Below are 513 nucleotides of genomic sequence, written 5' to 3'. Positions count from 1 at the left end.
GCCAAAATCATGCTGAACCGCCGCCTGATAGTAATTATTGATGGTTGTTGGGGCGTTGTATAGGGCAGTCAGCAGATAGGCCCGGATGTTGCGTATCTGCGTGGTGTTGTTCCGCAGACAGTCGAAAACATATTCCAGGTGGCCGGAGTCCAGTTTGTAAAAGCGGTCTTTCACCTGGGCAATAGGCAGCTCCTCGCCGCCTATGCGGAGGGTTGGCCGGGTAGTGCATAGCACGTCAACGATCAGCTCCGCGATCTCGTCCACGTCCTCCCGGTTGAATTGGCTGCAAAGGCTCTCATAGCCAATAGCCTCATCCACTTCTCTCCGCTGTTCCAATCTATCCATCCATCCCATGCCCGCCATGCCCGGCGGGGAACCTGATGGAAGGATAGATGGATCAGTATAGCTGAAATCAGTTTGATTTGATTTAATATAATTTGGTGCGACTTTTCCGCAGTCTTGACTGCGACTTCCCCGCACTCTTGACTGCGGTTTTTCCGCAGTCTTGGCCGC

General features: G+C 53.0%; 1 protein-coding gene. It reads right to left on the bottom strand.

The window, feature by feature from the left end; all coding sequences use genetic code 11:
- Window positions 1–345: DUF6017 domain-containing protein (locus tag D1641_RS19070; protein ID WP_243149493.1), on the bottom strand; the 345-nt coding region annotated here is incomplete at its 3' end.
- Window positions 346–513 lie beyond the last annotated feature (168 nt).

This window comes from Colidextribacter sp. OB.20 (genome assembly GCF_009911595.1).
GTDB lineage: Bacteria > Bacillota > Clostridia > Oscillospirales > Oscillospiraceae > Lawsonibacter.
Note: the sequence above shows the minus strand (reverse complement) of the source record. Positions and strands in the feature narration are given on the sequence as shown.